Below are 16,715 nucleotides of genomic sequence, written 5' to 3'. Positions count from 1 at the left end.
GTGCCGGTGGGCAGCGCGCGGGCCGGACCGCTGTCGCAGGCGTACGGCATGGCTGGCGCACGGCCGGATTGCGCAGGTCACGTGCGGAGCAGGGCCGCCATCCGGTCCGCCTGCTGCTCCCAGCGCCACTCCCGTTCGACCCACGCCCGGCCCGCCGCGCCCATCGCCCGCGCCTTGGCCGGGTCGGACAGCAGCTCCACCAGCCGCTCGGTGAGCGCGGCGAGATCCCGCCCGCCGACCACGTACCCGGTCTCGCCGTCGCGGACCGCGTCGGGGGCGCCGCCCGAGTCGCCGCCGACGACCGGCAGGCCGGTGGCGGACGCCTCCAGGTAGACGATGCCGAGCCCCTCCACGTCGAGCCCGGCCGCCCGGGTGCGGCACGGCATCGCGTACACGTCGCCGGCCGCGAACAGGGCGGGCAGCTCCGCCCAGGGCACCGAGCCGGTGAAGACCACATCGGACTCGACGCCGTGCTCGCGGGCCAGCCGCGCCAACGTCTTGCGGTACGGGCCGCCGCTGCCCAGCAGCAGCGCCGCCCCGGGCACCCGGCGGCGGACCTCGGGCAGCGCGCGGATGAGCGTGTCCTGACCCTTGCGCGGCACCAGCCGGGACACGCACACGATCACCGGCCGGTCCGTGAGGCCGTACCGGGCGCGCACGGCGGCACCGTCCACATCGGGGTGGAACGCGTCCACGTCGACCCCCGGCGCGAGCCGGTGCAGCTCGGTGCGCTCGCCCAGCGCACGGGCGAGCCTGACCCGCTGATACTCGCCCAGGTAGGTCAGCACGTCCGCGCCGTCGGCGATGCGGCGCAGCAACTGGCGGGCGCCCGGCAACGCCGCCCAGCCGATCTCGTGGCCGTGGGTCAGCCCGACGGCCCGGGTCACCCCGGCCCGGCGGCGCAGCCCGTCGGCCAGCAGCCCGAGCGGGGCGGCCGCGCCGAACCAGACCGAGTCGCAGTCGTGGGCGCGGGCCAGTTCGGCCGCGCGCCGGGCCACCGCCGGGGTCGGCAGCAGCACCCCGGTGTCCTCGCGGACCACCTCGAACGGCTGCTCGGCGTCGAACTTCGCCGCCCCCCGCCAGGTGGAGGCGTAGACCACCACGGAACCGGCGGGCTGGCGTACGGCCAGGTTGTGCACGAACTGCTGGATGCCGCCGGGCCGGGGCGGGAAGTCGTTGGTGATCAGCAGCGTGCGGCCCATCAGCGCTCACCCCGGGCGTACGCGCGGGCCGCGGCCATCCGCTCCACGGTGGACGGGTGCGAGGCGGACATGACGTACTCCCAGGTCGGCGGGTCGGGGTCGGCGAGGTTGACCGTGCCGAGGCGGCGCTGCATGGACTCGAAGGTGGCCGGGTCGTCGGTCAGCGCGAGCGCGTGCGCGTCGGCCCGCGCCTCGATCCGGCGGGTGAGGAACGCCTGTCCGGGGCCCGCCACCAGCCCGGCGACCGTGCTCACCGCGAGGAGCAGGGCGATCGCCCGGGGCTCGCCGATGCCGCCCACCCCGGCCCACCGCAGCAGCGGGCTCCAGCCGCCGAGCAGGAACAGGGCCACCACGGCCGTCGCCGCGCCGAGCGCGCCGAGCAGGGTGCCGGTGAGCACGTCCTGGTCCTTGGCGTGGCCCAGCTCGTGCGCGGTCACGGAGACCACCTCGGCGGGGGTGGCCTCGGTCAGCATCGTGTCGTACACGACGATGCGCCGGGTCGGCCCGAACCCCGACACGTACGCGTTGACCGCGCGGGTGCGCCGCGAGGCGTCCGCCACGAGCACGTCGCGCACCGGCACCCCGTCGCGGGCGGCCAGTGCCAGCAGCTCGGTGCGCAACGGCCCGTCGGCCATCGGGGTGAACCGGTTGAAGATCGGCTCGACGACCACCGGCAGCACGAAGGACAGCAGCACCACGAGCGCGGCGGCCCCGGCCGCCCCGAACGCCCACCACCAGCGCGGTGCCAGGCGCACCACCGCGAAGAAGCCGAACAGGACGACCCCGCCGAGCACCGCGCCGACCGCATACCCCTTGAGCAGGTCGAGCGTCCACGGGCCCCAGGACTGGGTGGAGATGCCGTACCGGACCGCGATGGTGTGGCGCCACGCGGCGAACGGCAGGGTGAGCACCTCGAGCAGGAACACCACGGCGAGCCCGCCGAGCACGGCCTGCGCGGCCCAGTGCCCGCCGAAGGGCCGCCCCACCAGGTCGACCAGCCGGGCACCCAGCGGGGTCAGGCCCAGCACCAGCGCGGCGACCAGCCCGAGCACGAGCGCGCCGTACGTGGCGGGGCGCAGCTCGGCGTGGAAGGCGCGGGAGCGGGCCACCTGTTCGGCCGGGAAGTCCCGCAGCGCGTCCACCTGGTCGGCGCGCGGGGCGGGCGGGCGGTGCCACGGGACGGTCACGGCCGCCGCCACCACCACGGCGACGACGAGGACGGCGAGGGCGCAGGCCGCCCAGAGGCGGGGGGTCATCCGTCAGCTCGCGGGCTCATGGCCGCCCATCGTAGAGAACCACCGCCGATGATCACGCAACGTGTGATCATGCGACGTGGCGGGCGCGGCGCAGCGGCACCACGACCGGTGGCGGCGGGGTCTCCAGCAGCTCGACCTCGAACCCCGCCAGCTCGAAGGTCTCGACGGCACGCAGCTCGCCGGGGGTCAAGTCGGCGATGCCGTCGGGAGTGTCGTACAGCGTGCTGACCAGGCAGCCGTGGCATGCCTCGGTCCGCTCGGCGCACTGCCCGCAATCGATGATCATCTCTACTCCCTCCGCACTGGCGACCGGCCGCGATGCCGACCCGGCAGGTCGACGGGGGAAGTTGTCGCGGACCGACCACCATCGGTGACCATCACGCTATGCGAGGGGTACGACAAGAATGCCGTGCCCGGGACGGCTCAGGAACGCGCGAGGCGGCGCAGCAGCGAATCCGCGCCCATGGGATAGGCGCCGTGGCGGCGGACCCCGTCGGCCACCTCCCGGTCGGAGGAGACCACCACGATCGGCCGGCCCGCCGGCTCGGCCCGCACGAGCTGGCGGATCAGCTCGTCCGCGGTGTCGCCCTTGCGCGAGAACAGCACCCGTACGCCGCGCGGCGCCGGCGGCAGCCCGTGCACCCGCTCCGCGCCGTCGAACACGACCGTCACCTCGTCGCCGGTCTGCGCCGCGATCCCGCCGAGCCCGGTGATCAGCCGCTTGCGCTGGTGCTCCAGGGACATCTCCGCGAAGCCGCGCTTGGTGACGTTGTAGCCGTCCACGATGAGATGTGCCCGGGGCAGCGCCAGCAGCTGGTCGAGCCGCGCCGGGTCGTCGGTGTCCTGGGCCCGCGGCCGGGACCGCTCCTGCTGGCCGGGGCGGTCGGCGGCGGTGTCGGCCACGAAGTCCGCGGGCAGCCGGTCGGAGGGCCCCAGCGCCAGCTCCCGGCGCAGCCCGGAGGCGGCCTGCCCGATCGTCTCGATCAGCAGCCACAGGCGGGCCTCGTCGGCGGCGCGGGCGTCCCGGGCGCTCTGCCGTCCGCTGGCGGCGGCCGCCTCCGCCTCGGCGAGTTTCGCGCGCAACCGGCGTACCTCGGCCTCGTGATCCGCCGTGGCCCGGGCCGCGCGGCCCTTCTCCGTGGCCAGCAGGTCGCTGGCCCGCTTCTGCGCGGCCTGCGCCTCGCGCAGGGCGCGCCCGGCGGTGCGGGCCTCCTCGCGCACCTGGCCCAGCTCCTCGCGGACCCGGGCCAGTTCGTCGCGCAGCTTGTCCGCCTCCACCTTGGCGACCGCGCGGTCGTGCTCGGCGCGGGTGGCCCGCTGCTCGGCGTCGCGGACCAGGCCCGCCACGGCGGCGCTGTCCGCCTCGGCGCGCACCGCGTCACCGGCGGCCTCGACCAGCCCGCGCCAGCCCTCCGGGCGGGCCAGGTACGCGAGCGCCGCCACCTCCACAGGGTCGGCGGCGGCGGGGGCGACCCCGTCGGTGATCGCGACGCCGAGATCGCCCGCCTCGCCGACGATCCGGGCGCCGACCCGCTGCCGGAACAGCGGGTCCGCGGTGAGCTGGGCGGCGATCGCCGCGCCGCCGAGTTTGGCCCGGCGGTTCGGCGCGAACCGGACGACCCGCCGCAGCGCCACCGGCACCTCGTCCGCGCTCAGCCCGGGCAGCGTCGCGGCGACCAGCGCGGTGACCCGTGCGCGGACGGGCTCGGGCAGCGCCGGCTCGGCCCCGGACACGTCGACGACCGCCTCCTCGGGGAGGCGGTCGTCGAAGGATGGGACCGCGGACATGCCACCAGTCTCCCACCGCGCCCGACCCGACCGCCCTGGGCGGAGGCGATCACTTTCGCCGCGGCCCCGGCGGATTGTCGTACCCCGGCCCTAATGTGCCCGCCGTGGCACAACCGGCATACGTGCAGGGCACTCTGGACACCCTCCTGAGCGCCGACGGCTCCGTCGCACCGGCGGCGCTGTCGCTGCGGGACACGACGTTCGTGGTGCTGGACCTGGAGACCACCGGCGGCGCCGCCGACGGCGCCGGGATCACCGAGATCGGCGCGGTGAAGGTTCGCGGCGGCGAGCAGCTCGGGGTGTTCGCGACCCTGGTCAACCCGGGTGAGCGGCTCCCGCCGTTCATCACGGTGCTGACCGGCATCACCGAGGCGATGCTGGCCCCCGCCCCGCCGATCGAGGTGGTGCTGCCCAGCCTGCTGGAGTTCCTGCGCGGTGCGGTCCTGGTCGCGCACAACGCGCCGTATGACGTGGGCTTCCTCAAGGCCGCCTGCGCCCGGCACGGCTACCCGTGGCCGCAGCCGCGGGTCGTCGACACCGCCGCGCTGGCCCGCCGGGTCCTGACCCGCGACGAGGTGCCCAACCGCAAGCTCAGCACGCTGGCCCGGCACTTCCACGCCGCCGTCGAGCCCACCCACCGGGCGCTGGACGACGCCCGCGCCACCGTCGACGTCCTGCACGGCCTCATCGAGCGGCTGGGCGGCCACCGGGTGCACACCCTGGGCGAGGCGATCGAGTTCGCCAAGGCGGTCACCCCGACCCAGCGCCGCAAGCGCCACCTGGCCGACGGGCTGCCGCACGCCCCCGGGGTCTACGTGTTCCGCGGCGCGGACGAGCGCGCGCTCTACGTCGGCACGTCGAAGGACATCGCCACCCGGGTGCGCACGTACTTCACCGCCAGCGAGAAGCGGGCCCGGATCTCGGAGATGCTGGCCGCCGCGACCCGGGTGGAGGCGGTGGAGTGCGCGCACGCGCTGGAGGCCGAGGTGCGCGAACTGCGGCTGATCGCCGCGCACGCGCCGCCGTACAACCGGCGGTCGAAGTATCCCGAGCGGGTGGTGTGGCTGAAGCTGACCACGGAGGCGTATCCACGGCTGTCCGTGGTGCGCCAGCTCGCCGACGACGACGCGACGTACCTGGGCCCGTTCTCCTCCCGGCGCACCGCCGAGCTGGCCGCCGCCGGGGTGTACGACGCCGTGCCGCTGCGGCAGTGCACCCACCGGCTGTCCGTGCGCACCCCCACCCCGGCCTGCGCGCTGGCCGAGCTGGGCCGCTGCCCGGCCCCCTGCGAACACCAGATCACCACCGACGAGTACGCCCGCCGCGCGGCGCTGCCGTTCCGCACGGCGACCCACGGTGATCCCGAGCCGATCGTGGACGCCCTGCTGGCCCGCATCGCGGCACTCAGCGACCGGCAGCGCTACGAGGAGGCGGCGGTGGTCCGGTCGCGGCTGATCGCCCTGCTGCGCGCCACGGTCCGCATGCAGCGCCTGGGGTCGCTGACCCGGCTGGCCGAGCTGGTCGCGGCCCGCCGGGACGGCAACGGCGGCTGGGAGATCATCGTGGTCCGGCACGGCAGGCTGGCCGCCGCCGCAACCTCTCCCCCGCGCCAGCACCCCCGCCCGACCCTCGACGCGGCCCGGGCGACCGCCGAGACCGTACGGCCGGGACCGGGCCCGGTGCCGGCCGCCTCCGCGGAGGAGACGGAACGGATCCTGGCGTGGCTCGACCGGCCCGACACCCGCTTGGTGGAAACTTCTGGTGACTGGGTGTCACCGGCCCGTGGCGCCGCGCGGTTCAGTAGCCTGCTCAACAGGGCAGAAGCCGCGGCATCGGGCCGGGACTCGGCCGTTTGCTCATCGGTAACTGACCGTTCGGATGACCGCCGCTCGCATAGGCTGTAGGGCACGCGGGGTTACCGGCGAGTCGGCGGGTTCGGCGAGCCGTGGTTTCGGCGATCGGTGGCGTGTCCGCCGGCATCTCGGTGAGCCGTCCGTTCCGGTGCGCCGGCCAGGCCCCAAGGTTGTTCCGTGCGTGCGCGTGACAGATCGGTGAGGGGGTGTCCGGGGTGGATGTCGACGCCGGTCACGGCGCCGCGTTTGGACGCGCCCTGTCGACGGCCCCCTCCGAGACCACCCTGACCCAGCGCCTGCGCTCCCTGCTGAGCTTCCAGAACGGCGAGGACGATCCCGTCGCCACCCTGACCAGGACGCACAAGGCCGTACACCCCTCGGCGGACGTGGGCATGCTGCGGCGCAGCTACTCGATCGCCGCCGCCATGCACGAGGGGCAGAAGCGCAAGAGCGGTGACCCGTACATCACCCACCCGCTCGCGGTCGCCCAGATCTGCGCCGAGCTGGGCATGGACACCACCACCCTGGTGGCCGCGCTGCTGCACGACACGGTCGAGGACACCAGCTACACGCTCGAGGCCCTGCACGGCGACTTCGGCCCCGAGGTGACCCACCTCGTCGACGGCGTGACCAAGTTCGACAAGGCGTTCTACGGCAAGGTGGCCGAGGCCGAGACGATCCGCAAGATGATCGTGGCGGCCGGCAAGGACGTCCGGGTGCTGGTCATCAAGCTCGCCGACCGCCTGCACAACATGCGCACGCTGGACGCCCGCTCCCCCGCCTCGCGGGCCCGCATCGCCACGGCCACCCTGGACGTGCTCGTACCGCTCTGCGACCGGCTCGGCATCCAGGCCCTCAAGCGCGACCTCGACGACGTGGTGCTGTACCACCTGCACCCGGAGGCGTACGCCCGGATCGACGAGCACGTGAAGAACCGCCCCGGCTGGGCGCAGTACCTGACCGACGTCACCCACAAGACGCTGACCGCGCTGCGTCGGTCCCGGGTGGACGCGAAGGTCACCCCGCGACCCCGGCACTACTACTCGATCTGGAAGGACACCGTCGCCGGGGACTACCCGGTGCCCTTCGACCTGCCCCGCATCGCGGTGGTGATCGACGGACCGGACACCGACTGCTACGCCGCCCTCGGCGCGATCCACGGCCGGTGGCGCCCGGTCGCGGGCCGGTTCAAGGACTTCATCGCCTCGCCGAAGAACAACCTCTACCGTTCGCTGCACACGACGGTGACCGGGCCCGACGGCCGGCTCGTCGAGGTGCTGATCCGCACCGAGTCGATGCACCGCTGCGCGGAGTACGGCGTCGCCACCGGCTTCCGCTACCCGAAGAGCGAATCGGCCGAGACCCCCGGCTCCGACCAGCTCACCTGGCTGCGCCGGGTGCTCGACTGGGAACAGGAGACCACCGACGCCGGACAGTTCCTCGCCTCGCTGCGCTGCGACCTGGCCGAGGCGCAGATCCAGGTGTTCGCCGACGGCAGCACGGTCGAGCTGCCCGCCGGTTCCACCCCGGTCGATCTCGCGTACGAGCTGAGCCCGGACAAGGGCGACCAGTGCCTCGCCGCCACGATCAACGGGCGGCTGGCGCCGCTGAGCTCCCCGCTGCGCGACGGCGACGTCGTGGAGATCTTCACCGAGACGGACGGGCACGTCGACGTCGAGCCGGACGCCCCGCGCGGTCCCCGCAAGGAGTGGCTGGGCTTCGTCAAGTCGCCCCACGCCCAGATGCAGATCAACCGCTACTTCGCCGAGGCCGACGCCCCCGGCATCAGCATCGCGGACAAGGTCCGCCTGGGCCGCGCCACGATCGGGCTGACCCTGCGCAAGCACGACCGCGGCCTGGCCAGCGAGGTGCCGCTGCGCCGCCTCGCCGAGGAGCTCGGCTACCCGGATCTGGAGACCATGCTGGTGGCGGTCACCGAGCGCAGCCTGGAGCCCGACAACGTCGTCGAACAGCTCATCGCGCTGGTGGATCACCCGGACTGATGGGGCGGCGGCCGATGGGAGTGCCCCGATAGCCTGATGGGGTGAATCTTCGGCGGCGGCTGCGTGGCTACGGGTACCAGGTGTTGTATCGGCTGCCGGGCCGCGCGCGTCGCCGCCTCGTCCGCCTCGTCTCGCCGAAGTATCTGGTCGGGGCGGTGACCCTGCTGCACGACTCGGAAGCACCGGAACCGGGACGCCTGCTCCTGCTGCGCCAGCCGCCGGGCCAGGGCTGGGGACTGCCCGCGGGCCTGCTCAAGCGGCACGAGCCGCCCCCGGTGGGCGCCGCACGGGAGCTGTTCGAGGAGAGCGGGGTCGCCCTCGACCCCACGGCGCTGACGCCCGCCGTGCCCAACGCCGTCGTGCACGTCAAGGGCTGGGTGGACACGGTGTTCACGGCGGCCGTGCCGGCCTCCCGCACGGAGTTGGTCGTGGACGGTGGCGAGGTGCTGGAGGCCCGCTGGTTTCCGCTGGACGACCTGCCACGGCTGACCCCGAACACCGAGATCCTGCTGGGCCTCTACGGCATCGGCCCGGCCGCGGAAGAGGACGGCGCGTCGTGATCTGCGCGGTCGTGCTGGCCGCCGGGGAGGGGCAGCGGCTGCGACCGCTGACCGAGCTGCTGCCCAAGGCGCTGTGCCCGGTCGGCAACGTGGCGCTGCTGGACCGCGCGCTGCACCGGCTGGCCGGGCTCGGGCTCGCCGGGCCGGACACGACCGCGGTCAACGCCGCGTACCTGGCCGACCAGGTGGTACGCCACGTGGACGGCCGAGCGCACCTGTCCGTGGAGCCGGACGGCCCGCTGGGGACCTCCGGCGGCATCGGCCGGCTGCGCGGCTGGATCGACGGTCGCGGGGTGCTGGTCGGCAACGCGGACGCGTACCTGGCGGACCCGCGGCGCGAACCCGGCAAGGACATCGCGGCGCTGCTGGACGGCTGGGACGGCGAGACCGTACGCATGCTCACCCGGCCCGTGGAGCCGGGCGCGACCGGCGGATTCAGCGGCCGCCGCTTCGCCGGGTTCTCCCTGCTGCCGTGGCGGCGCGTCCGCGACCTCGCGGCGCAGCCGGGCGACCTGGTGCGGACGGTGTGGCGGCCCGCCGAAGCGGACGGCGCCCTGGAGCTGGTGGACTTCGACGGCATGTACCTGGACACCGGCACCCCGGCCGACTACCTGGCGGCCAACCTGCACGCCGCGGGGAACGGCAGCCTGATCGATCCGACCGCGACGGTCACGGGCCGGTCCGAGCGGTCCGTGATCGGGGCCGGGGCGCTCGTGCGCGGCGACGTGGACCGGTGCGTGGTGTGGCCCGGCGCGACGGTGTCCGTAACCGAGCGACTGTGCGAGGTCGTCCGCGCGGGCGCGGGCCTTACCGTGCCGGCATGAGCCCGGAGCACGGGTCGTCCGGTCAGGCGATCTGGCGCAGGTCGTTGCCGTAATCAAAGATGATCCGCATGCGCGCGCCGAGTGCCTGCGCATAGCGGCTGAGGGTAGCGACCTCGTTCGCGTCGAGGTCACCGTTCTCGATCTGGCTGACCCGGCCGGGCGTGACACCCATGAGGTCGGCCACCTCTCGCTGCGTCAAGCCGAGGCGCTTGCGCTCCTCGGCCAGGTGGAAGGCGCTGACCCATGCCTCGGTACGAGCGCGTTCCGCAACGAGCGCGCCATTGTCCCCGTCGTCCAGTTCGGCACGAACATCGTCCCAATCGTGGAACTCGGTCATGCTCCCTCCCTCCGCTTGCGTTCGACGGCCAGCAACTCTCATCCGCTAGCTCCGCGGCCGGAATCGCGAATCTGTACCACCGCGACCAGTCGCCGGCCTTATTTCCCGCGACCAGCAGTATCGCCTGCGACCAGGGGTCGAAGACGAACAGCACGCGGACCGCCGTATCGCGGCCGGACCGGGGCCGCAGTTCCTTCAGATTGTTGATGCTCGACCCCTTCACCGTGTCGACCAACGGCCGCGCCAGACCAGGGCCGGCCTCGGCGAGCATGTCGATCGCCACGTTGACCGACCTGTAGGTTTCCGGGTCCGCCTGCCGCAGAGCTCGCAACCACTCGCGAACGTCAGTGGTGGTCTTGATCGTCCAACGCCGGTGTTCGGGAGTGATGGACACTCCCGGAACTATAGCTCGAGCTAAACATCACCGCCATCCGTACCTGGCGCCCAAGCCAGCGGCCGATGTGAATCCTGGCAACCTGGCGATCCGCATGCCCAGGCTGAACGCGCCCGGCAACCGCGGCTCGCCGCTGTCCACCGCGCCGATAGCATGAGCCCATCCGTCCGACCGGATCTGGAGCGAGGAGCCCGCAGGTGAACACCGCGATCGTGCACATCGACTGCGCCACCGATTCCATCCCCGAGGTCGCCCAGGCGCTCGCGGAACTGCCCGGCGTCAGCGAGGTGTACTCGGTCGCCGGCAACGTCGACCTCATCGCGATCGTCCGGGTGCCCCACTTCGACGACATCGCCGAGGTCATCGCGGGCCGCATCTCGAAGACACCGGGGGTGCTGAACACCGAGTCGCACATCGCGTTCCGGGCCTACTCCCGGCACGACCTGGAGGACGCGTTCGCCATCGGTCTGCCCGACGCGGACTGACATCCGGCACAGCGAAAGGGCCCGCCGTGCGGCGGGCCCTTTCGTCGTGCGGTGGTTCAGCGACCGGAGGTGATCTCCTCGCGATCCTCGCGGGTCACCGGCGGCACGGCGGGCGACACCGGGGCCTCCGCCGGCTTCTCGACCGGGTAGAAGAAGCCCTTGATCGCGGGGGCGAGCGCCCCGAGCCGGTTCATCTTCTTCGGTACGACCCAGCCGGCGTAGTCCAGCGGCAGCGGGTGGCCGTGGTCGTCCACCGGGCCGAGCGGCTGGTGCACCTCCATGAAGCGCCCGTCCGGCAGCCGCTTGATGATGCCGGTCTCCGCGCCGTGGGCCAGCACCTCACGGTCGTGCTGCTGCAGGCCGAGGCAGATGCGGAACGCGACGTAGTACGCCAGCGGCGGCAGGAGGATCAGACCGATACGCCCGGCCCAGGTCATCGCGTTCAGGCTGATGTGGAACTTGTCCGCGATGACGTCGTTGCCACCGGACAGCGTGGCGACGATGAAGAACGTGAACGCCATGGCGCCCACGCCGGTGCGCTCGGGCGCGTCGCGCGGCCGCTGCAGCAGGTGATGCGTCTGCTTGTCCTTGAGCCGCCGCGCCTCTATGAACGGGTAGAACATCGGCACCGTGGTCAGCGCCCCCAGCCCCACGACCGCGGGCCAGAACAGCGGCGGAATGCTGTAGCCGTCGCCGAACGGCAGCGTGATCTGCCACGCCGGCATGAGCCGGACCAGGCCGTCCATGAACATGACGTACCAGTCGGGCTGGCTGGCCGAGGACACCTCGGACGCCCGGTACGGGCCGAACAACCAGATCGGGTTGATCTGGAACAGACCGGCCATCAGCGCCACGACGCCGAAGACGGTCATGAAGAAGCCGCCCTGTTTGAGCGCGTACCGCGGGAACATGCGCTCGCCGACGACGTTCGAGTTGGTCCGCATCGGGCCGGGCCACTGGGTGTGCTTCTGCTTGAACACCAGCGCGAGGTGGGCGCTGATGAGGCCGAGCAGGCCGGCCGGGATCAGCAGCACGTGCGCGATGTAGAACCGGCCGATGATCAGGTGGCCGGGGAACTCGCCGCCGAAGATCGACGCCGACAGCCAGGTGCCGATCACCGGGATCGACAGCATGATCGCGGAGGCGATGCGCAGACCCGTGCCGGACAGGCCGTCGTCCGGCAGCGAGTAGCCGGTGAAGCCCTCCAGGAAGCCCAGCAGGAACAGGATCAGGCCGATCGCCCAGTTCGCCTCGCGCGGCTTGCGGAACGCGCCGGTGAAGAAGACGCGCGCCATGTGCACGATGATCGAGGCCATGAACAGCAGCGCCGCCCAGTGGTGCAGCTGCCGCATGAACAGGCCGCCGCGTACCTCGAACGACAGGTCCAGGGACGACGCGTACGCCGCCGACATCTCCTGGCCGCGCAGCGCCAGGTAGGCGCCGTCGTACGTGACCTCGCGCATCGACGGGTCGAAGAACAGCGTCAGGAACGTGCCGCTGAGCAGCAGGACGATGAACGAGAACAGCGCGATCTCGCCCAGCAGGAACGACCAGTGGTCCGGGAAGACCTTGTTCAGCAGGCGACGCAGCGGCGTGGCGACCTGGAAACGTTCGTCGATGCCGGCCGCGGCGGCGCCGGGCATCGCACCGATGTCGAGCTTTCGGCGCTTCATGGCCGCTCCCAGAAGTCAGGGCCCACGGTCTCGCGGTAGTCCTCGCGCGCCACGAAGTATCCCTCCGCGTCCACCTCGATGGGCAGCTGCGGCAGTCTCCGGCTGGCGGGCCCGAAGATCGGCCGGGCGTTGTCGGTGATGAGGAACTGCGACTGGTGGCACGGGCAGAGCAACCGGTTGGTCATCTGCTCGTACAGGCTGGCGGGGCAGCCGGCGTGGGTGCAGATCTTCGAGTACGCGACGTAGTTGCCCCACATCGCGCCCTCGTTGATCGGCGCCGAGTTCTGGCGGGTCGTCTCCGCGTCGTCCGCCCGCAGGTGGATGAGCAGGGTCGGCGAGTCGGCGTACTCGTTGGTGGCGCCGTGCGGGACGCCCGGGAAGACCGTGATCTGGCCGCCGACGCTGACGTCCTCGGGCCGGATCGCGCTGCCGTCCTCGCGGGTCAGCCGGATCTTCTGGCCGTCCCGCGGGGTGAAGCCGGTACGGAACAGCGGCGGGTCCTGGCCCCGGTCGGCCTTGTGCGGGTTCTTGATCAGACCGCCGACCAGCGGCGCGGCGGCGACCAGACCGATCGGCGCCAGCCCGAGGGCGACCGCACCCTTGAGCAGGGGCCGCCGCTGGATGCCCAGCTCGTCGACCGTGAACAGCATCGTCTGGCCGGTGATCTGCTGATCCTCGGAGCTGGACGGGCCCGAGTGGCGGTCCTGGATCGCGACCTCGTGCGGCAGCAGCTTCTTGGCCCAGGCGAGGATCGCCAGGCCGATGCAGAGCAGCGCGATGCCGAGCGAGATGCCCAGGATCGGGGTGTAGTAGTCACTGGGCGTGTGGCCCAGCTCGAACTCCCACGGCCACCAGATGTAGGCGGCCAGGAACCCGAGCGCCATGATCCCGGCGATCACGAACAGCAGGGCAATGGCCCGCTCGATCCGCTTCTCCGCCTTCGAGCCCGGCGCGGGGAACTGCGACTCGTACGTGACGATCTCGATGTCGTCGCGCCGCGCCCCCTCGCGCACGATGTCGAAGCGCGACAACCGCGGGTCGGTGAGGTCGACCGGCTGGGTGCCGCCGGTCGTCCCCTCGTCCTTCGTAACGGTCATGGCCGTGCCTTTCTTGTCCTGCTCTCGATGCGCTCGGTCATGACTTGCCCGCGATCCACAGGGTCGTGAACACCAGGATGGTGATGCCGACCAGGAAGATCGCCAGACCCTCGGTCACCGGCCCGTACCGGCCCAGGTTGAACAGGCCGCCCGGGTCCTTGTCCTGCTGGAGCTGGTACGTGATGTAGCTGATGATCTCCCGCTTCTCGTCCGGGGTGATCTCGTTGTCGCCGAACACCGGCATGTTCTGCGGGCCGGTCAGCATCGCGGCGTAGATCTCCTCCGGCGTGGCGTCGCCAAGGCTCGGGGCGAACTTGCCCGAGGACAGCGCGCCACCGGCCCCGCCGAAGCTGTGGCAGGAGGTGCAGTTCTGCCGGAACAGCTCACCACCGCGGGACAGGGCGCCCGGGTCGTCCTCGGGGTCGACCGTCAGCGGCCCGGTCGGCATCTGCGGCCCACCGCCCAGCTCCTGGATGTACCGGCCGAGCTGCTTGACCTCCTCGGCGGTGAACACCGGCGCCTTCTGCTCGGCCTGGGCCTCCTGGCGGACCATCGGCATGCGGCCCGTGCCCACCTGGAACTCCACCGAGGCCGAGCCGACGCCGATCAGGCTGGGCCCGCGGCCCTCGACACCCCGGGCGTCGCGCCCGTGGCAGGAGATGCAGCTGTTGTCGAACAGCGCCTTGCCCTCCTGCGCGGCGGCGGAGAGCTGGAGGTTGTCCTCCGCGAACGCGCCCGGCGCGAAGGCGGTGTAGACGCCACCGGCCAGGGCCAGCGCGGCGATCATGCGAACCGCCGCGCCGAGGCGCCGGCGTGCCCGGCTGGGCGCCGACCGCCGTCGGCGGAACACCCGGAAACGCCGGCCGGCGGGGGTGTCAGAAGTCATGGGCCTGAGTCCTCTTGATTTCGACCTGGTGGGGACGGGCGGCGGGCTACTGAAGCCAATAGATCATGGCGAACAGCGCGATCCACACGATGTCGACGAAGTGCCAGTAGTACGACACGACGATCGCCGACGTCGCCTGCGCCGGGGTGAACCGCCCCATCGTGGTGCGGATCATGTAGACGATGAAGGCGATGAGACCACCGGTGACGTGCAGGCCGTGGAAGCCGGTCGTCAGGTAGAACATCGAGCCGTACCCGTCCGCGTTCAGCGCGATGCCGGCGGGCACGAGGTGGCGGTACTCGTTCGCCTGGCCGAGCACGAAGATCAGGCCCATGACGAAGGTGACGGCGAACCAGCGCCGCAGCGCGAACACGTCGCCCTTCTCCGCCGCGAACACGCCGAGCTGGCAGGTGACCGACGAGAGCACCAGGATCACCGTGAACGTCGTCGCGTACGGGACGTTCAGGTGCGGGGTGTGCTCTTCCCACATGCTGTAGTCCGCGGCGCGGATCGAGAAGTACATCGCGAACAACGCCGCGAAGAACATGAGTTCGCTGGAGAGCCACACGATCGTCCCGACGCTCACCATGTTGGGGCGCGTCAGCGAGTGGATCCGGCTCTTGTCGATGGCTGGGGCCGCTGTCACGGGCTCATTATTGCCCCGCGATCACCGCAACGTGTCGCGGGGGGCCCAATCCGGTACGTGTCGACGCCCGGTGACCGGGCCACCCCGGCGAAGTCCTAGCCTCAGGTGGTGCAGCTAGTCGAAACCACCACCCTCGCGGGCTCGGCGGGGGACACTGTCCCCCCGCCGTTCACGGCGACGGAGATCTTCACCCAGATCCGGCTGGACAGCCTGATCGCGCTGGGCCTGCTGGTCGCCGCCGCCCTCTACGCGTACGGGGTGCACCGGCTGCGGCGGCGCGGGGACGCCTGGCCGACCGGCCGGTCGGTCGCCTTCCTGCTGGGCGGGCTGGGCTCGATCGCCGCGGTGACCGTCAGCGGGCTGGAGGCGTACGACACCACCCTGCTGTCGGTGCACATGGTGCAGCACATGGTGCTGTCCATGGTCGGCCCGATCTTCCTCGCGCTGGGCGCCCCGATCACGCTGGCGCTGCGCACGCTGGCCCCGCCCGCGCGCCGGGCCTTGCTCAAGGTGCTGCACAGCCGGGTGGTCGGGGTGCTGACCTACCCTCTGGTCGCCTTCGGCCTGTTCGTGGCCAACCCGTTCGTGCTGTATTTCACTGACCTCTACCGGTACACCCTGGCGCACTCATGGGCGCACGAGTTCACCCACGCCCACTTCATCCTCACCGGCTGCCTGTTCTTCTGGCCGCTGCTGGGGGTGGACCCGCTGCCGAACCGGTGGCCGTACCCGGCTCGGGCGCTGCTGATGGTGCTGTCCGTGCCGTTCCACACCGTGCTGGGCCTGACCATCATGCAGAGCCGGACCCTGCTCGGCGGCGACTGGTACCCGTCGCTGCACCTGGGCTGGGCCGACCCGCAGAGCGACCAGGTGGTCGCGGGCGGCGTGCTGTGGGCCGGCGGCGAGATCGTCAGCGTCACCATGCTCGGCATCCTGGTCGTGCAGTGGATCCGCCAGTCCGAGCGCGAGGCCCGCCGCATCGACCGCGCCCTCGACCGCCAGGAGGCCGCGGAGCGCGCCCGCGAGCGGGCCGCCCAGCAGACCGTCCAGCAGGCCGCGGACCAGGACCGGGACCCGGACCGGGGGCAGGATGCGGAACCGGGCGGCGGGCAGGGCGCCGAGCAGGGGGCGCCACGGGCCCGGCTCGCCGGGACGCCGACGCGCCCGCAACCGGACGCCGAATAACCGGTTCGCTACGATCAGCGGGCAGCTACGAGCGTGGGAGCCGGGCACGACATGAGCGACGCACACAGCCACCGGGACACACCGCCTCAGCGGACCGAGCCGGAGCGCTACACCATCCTGCTGTACAGCGACGATCCCGCGGTGCGCGACCGCATCCGGCTGGCGATCGGCCAGCGGCCCGCCGCCGACCTGGCGGTCGAGTTCGTCGACGCGGCCACCTGGGAGCAGTGCCGGGAGTTGCTGGACGACTACGAGATCGACCTGATGGTCCTCGACGGCGAGGCCGCCCCGGCCGGTGGGCTGGGCATCGCCCGCCAGGTCAAGGACGAGTACAAGGTCCCGCCGCCCACCTGCGTCGTCATCGCCCGCGCGGCCGACCGGTGGCTGGCCGCGTTCGCCCAGGTCGACGCGACCCTGGTGCACCCGCTGGACCCGGTGACCACCGGCCAGACGGTGGCCGGCCTGCTGCGCGCCCGCCGCGCGGGCGCCGTGCCGCTGGGCCAGCTCGGCTGATCGTCCACCACCC

At 72.4% G+C, this 16,715-nt stretch carries 16 protein-coding genes and 1 pseudogene; 7 read left to right on the top strand and 10 right to left on the bottom strand.

Features of this window, described 5'->3' with window-relative positions:
• Window positions 1-77 precede the first annotated feature (77 nt).
• The 4 genes from EV385_RS23655 to EV385_RS23640 form a co-directional block, all read right to left on the bottom strand.
• A complete protein-coding gene (locus EV385_RS23655; protein WP_130511445.1) occupies window positions 78-1,202 on the bottom strand; it encodes a glycosyltransferase family 4 protein in 1,125 nt (374 codons plus the stop codon).
• A complete protein-coding gene (locus tag EV385_RS23650) occupies window positions 1,202-2,458 on the bottom strand; it encodes a M48 family metallopeptidase (protein ID WP_130511444.1) in 1,257 nt (418 codons plus the stop codon). Before EV385_RS23650 ends, EV385_RS23655 begins: the two co-directional genes overlap by 1 nt.
• Before the next feature lie 67 nt (window positions 2,459-2,525).
• The gene (locus EV385_RS23645; protein ID WP_130511443.1) at window positions 2,526-2,744 is read right to left on the bottom strand and encodes a hypothetical protein; all 219 of its coding nucleotides are present in this window, start codon (window positions 2,742-2,744) and stop codon (window positions 2,526-2,528) included.
• A 137-nt stretch (window positions 2,745-2,881) separates the two neighbouring features.
• The gene (locus EV385_RS23640) at window positions 2,882-4,246 is read right to left on the bottom strand and encodes an NYN domain-containing protein (protein WP_130511442.1); all 1,365 of its coding nucleotides are present in this window, start codon (window positions 4,244-4,246) and stop codon (window positions 2,882-2,884) included.
• A 104-nt stretch (window positions 4,247-4,350) separates the two neighbouring features.
• Between EV385_RS23640 and EV385_RS23635 the strand changes: the two genes are divergently transcribed.
• The 4 genes from EV385_RS23635 (at window position 4,351) to EV385_RS23620 (ending at window position 9,486) form a co-directional block, all read left to right on the top strand.
• Window positions 4,351-6,150 (top strand): DEDD exonuclease domain-containing protein, encoded by a 1,800-nt coding sequence (locus EV385_RS23635; protein WP_130511441.1) that lies wholly within the window; start codon window positions 4,351-4,353, stop codon window positions 6,148-6,150.
• Between the two features lie 164 nt (window positions 6,151-6,314).
• Window positions 6,315-8,102: a RelA/SpoT family protein gene (locus EV385_RS23630; RefSeq protein ID WP_130511440.1), complete on the top strand. Its 1,788-nt coding sequence runs from the start codon at window positions 6,315-6,317 to the stop codon at window positions 8,100-8,102.
• A gap of 41 nt (window positions 8,103-8,143) precedes the next feature.
• Window positions 8,144-8,662: an NUDIX hydrolase gene (locus tag EV385_RS23625; RefSeq protein WP_130511439.1), complete on the top strand. Its 519-nt coding sequence runs from the start codon at window positions 8,144-8,146 to the stop codon at window positions 8,660-8,662.
• A complete protein-coding gene (locus EV385_RS23620; RefSeq protein WP_130511438.1) occupies window positions 8,659-9,486 on the top strand; it encodes a nucleotidyltransferase family protein in 828 nt (275 codons plus the stop codon). The genes EV385_RS23625 and EV385_RS23620 overlap by 4 nt, the downstream gene beginning before the upstream one ends.
• Window positions 9,487-9,508: 22 nt before the next feature.
• Here the strand turns inward: EV385_RS23620 and EV385_RS23615 are convergent, their stop codons facing one another.
• Together EV385_RS23615 and EV385_RS23610 are read right to left on the bottom strand one after the other, a co-directional pair.
• On the bottom strand, window positions 9,509-9,823 hold the full coding sequence (locus tag EV385_RS23615) for a transcriptional regulator (RefSeq protein ID WP_130511437.1): 315 nt from the start codon (window positions 9,821-9,823) through the stop codon (window positions 9,509-9,511).
• A gap of 49 nt (window positions 9,824-9,872) precedes the next feature.
• Window positions 9,873-10,211: pseudogene (locus tag EV385_RS23610) on the bottom strand (type II toxin-antitoxin system RelE/ParE family toxin); the annotation flags it as partial.
• Between the two features lie 203 nt (window positions 10,212-10,414).
• Between EV385_RS23610 and EV385_RS23605 the strand changes: the two are divergent.
• Window positions 10,415-10,702 carry an Lrp/AsnC family transcriptional regulator gene (locus tag EV385_RS23605; protein ID WP_130511436.1) on the top strand — a complete coding sequence of 96 codons (288 nt, stop codon included), beginning with the start codon at window positions 10,415-10,417 and terminating at the stop codon, window positions 10,700-10,702.
• Between the two features lie 56 nt (window positions 10,703-10,758).
• On the opposite strand, the gene qcrB is transcribed toward EV385_RS23605, so the two are convergent.
• The 4 genes from qcrB to ctaE are packed head-to-tail and all read right to left on the bottom strand — an operon-like array spanning window position 10,759 to window position 15,004.
• Window positions 10,759-12,375, bottom strand: a complete 1,617-nt coding sequence (gene qcrB, locus EV385_RS23600; RefSeq protein ID WP_130511435.1) for a cytochrome bc1 complex cytochrome b subunit — start codon at window positions 12,373-12,375, stop codon at window positions 10,759-10,761.
• Window positions 12,372-13,472: a cytochrome bc1 complex Rieske iron-sulfur subunit gene (qcrA, locus tag EV385_RS23595; protein ID WP_130511434.1), complete on the bottom strand. Its 1,101-nt coding sequence runs from the start codon at window positions 13,470-13,472 to the stop codon at window positions 12,372-12,374. The genes qcrB and qcrA overlap by 4 nt, the downstream gene beginning before the upstream one ends.
• A gap of 37 nt (window positions 13,473-13,509) precedes the next feature.
• A complete protein-coding gene (gene qcrC / locus EV385_RS23590; protein ID WP_130511433.1) occupies window positions 13,510-14,358 on the bottom strand; it encodes a cytochrome bc1 complex diheme cytochrome c subunit in 849 nt (282 codons plus the stop codon).
• Window positions 14,359-14,404: 46 nt separating this feature from the next.
• Entirely contained in the window at window positions 14,405-15,004 is a 600-nt protein-coding gene (ctaE, locus tag EV385_RS23585) for an aa3-type cytochrome oxidase subunit III (RefSeq protein WP_130511432.1), read from the bottom strand.
• A 108-nt stretch (window positions 15,005-15,112) separates the two neighbouring features.
• Here ctaE and EV385_RS23580 point away from each other — a divergent pair, with 108 nt between their 5' ends.
• Both EV385_RS23580 and EV385_RS23575 read left to right on the top strand, forming a co-directional pair.
• Complete coding sequence (locus EV385_RS23580; protein WP_207229911.1) at window positions 15,113-16,189, top strand: cytochrome c oxidase assembly protein; 1,077 nt, start codon at window positions 15,113-15,115, stop codon at window positions 16,187-16,189.
• A gap of 51 nt (window positions 16,190-16,240) precedes the next feature.
• Window positions 16,241-16,702, top strand: coding sequence for a response regulator (locus EV385_RS23575; protein ID WP_130511431.1), 462 nt, complete (start codon window positions 16,241-16,243; stop codon window positions 16,700-16,702).
• Window positions 16,703-16,715 lie beyond the last annotated feature (13 nt).

The sequence above is a fragment of the Krasilnikovia cinnamomea genome, assembly GCF_004217545.1.
GTDB classification, from domain to species: Bacteria; Actinomycetota; Actinomycetes; order Mycobacteriales; family Micromonosporaceae; genus Actinoplanes; species Actinoplanes cinnamomeus.
Note: the sequence above shows the minus strand (reverse complement) of the source record. Positions and strands in the feature narration are given on the sequence as shown.